Origin of the sequence: Yersinia sp. 2542 StPb PI, from assembly GCF_048593855.1 — a bacterium.
Classification (GTDB): Bacteria; Pseudomonadota; Gammaproteobacteria; order Enterobacterales; family Enterobacteriaceae; genus Yersinia; species Yersinia enterocolitica_E.
Window position 1 is genome coordinate 1 of the sequence record NZ_JAZGQA010000513.1, and the last position, 409, is coordinate 409.

The window sequence follows — 409 nt, forward strand, 5'->3', positions numbered from 1 at the left end:
GTCAGCGGTCGCAGCGACCCTTATCTGCTGGGCCACCATCTGGCGGGCAGTGTCGTCGGTGTGCGCGGCACTGTGCTCAATACCCGTTATGACCTGTTTGCCGGCAAGCCGCTGTCAAAACCTGATGGCTTCAAAGCCGACTCAGTGACTGTGGGCTTTAACCTGAACTGGCAATACTAATACTCCTTTATTGCACCCAAAGTCATTGGAGTTGTAGGTAGGCAGCCAGCAAACTCATCCCGATGAGCTTACTCAAGTAAGTGATTCGGGTGAGTGCGTGCAGCTAACACCCCTGTAGCTTCAAGGACGAAGGGGATAACCTTTTGAGAATGACCATGAATAAGAACCTGTACCGTATCGTATTTAACAAGGCGCGTGGCTTATTAATGGTGGTAGCCGATATCGCCGC

Annotated in this window: 1 protein-coding gene and 1 pseudogene; both read left to right on the forward strand. The window is 51.8% G+C overall.

What is annotated here, in order from left to right:
* Positions 1 to 180: pseudogene (locus V1952_RS22545) on the forward strand (ShlB/FhaC/HecB family hemolysin secretion/activation protein); the annotation flags it as partial.
* Between the two features lie 155 nt (positions 181 to 335).
* Positions 336 to 409, forward strand: a 74-nt coding sequence (locus V1952_RS22550) for an ESPR-type extended signal peptide-containing protein (protein WP_420075635.1), incomplete at its 3' end; no start/stop codon positions are given.